Annotated in this window: 1 protein-coding gene; it reads right to left on the bottom strand. The window is 45.5% G+C overall.

The window, feature by feature from the left end:
* The coding region (locus tag HC175_RS16560; RefSeq protein WP_168139477.1) for a DEAD/DEAH box helicase at nt 1–589 on the bottom strand (589 nt) is incomplete at both ends.

The raw sequence follows: 589 nt of genomic DNA, 5'->3' as shown, positions 1-589 counted from the left end.
AGGCTGCATAACGGTCACGGGCATTAACTACGTAATATTCATGGGAAACATTTGAGGTTCCCATGTTCTTCGTGCCCACAGTGATCTCCACCGGGGTGCGCATGAATTTTTTAGCAATAGTAGAAACCTCCTTAGGCATGGTAGCCGAGAACAACCAGGTGCTCTTTTCTTTTGGAGTATGGGAGAGGATCTCTGTAATGTCCTCATAAAAGCCCATGTTAAGCATCTCATCTGCTTCATCAAGGATACAATACTGGATGGCAGAAATGTCTACCAGCCTTCTGTTCACCATATCCTGCATACGACCGGGGGTCGCAACAATGATCTGGGCTCCTTTCTTGATCTGCGTGGCCTGATCTGTAATACTTGCGCCTCCGTAGATCGCTACGGTATTCAGGCCCTTAAAATATTTTGAGTAATTCTTTAATTCGTTTGTGATTTGTAAACACAACTCACGGGTTGGAGAAAGAATAAGGCCCTGCGTCTTTCTGCTGTTTACATCAATTTTTTGGATAAGCGGAAAGCCAAATGCTGCGGTCTTTCCCGTTCCGGTTTGTGCAAGAGCCACCATATCTGTGTCTTCCTGCAA

This window comes from Salinimicrobium oceani (genome assembly GCF_012037645.1).
The sequence above is the reverse complement of the archived record's forward strand: the minus strand, read 5'-3'. Positions and strand labels throughout refer to the sequence as shown.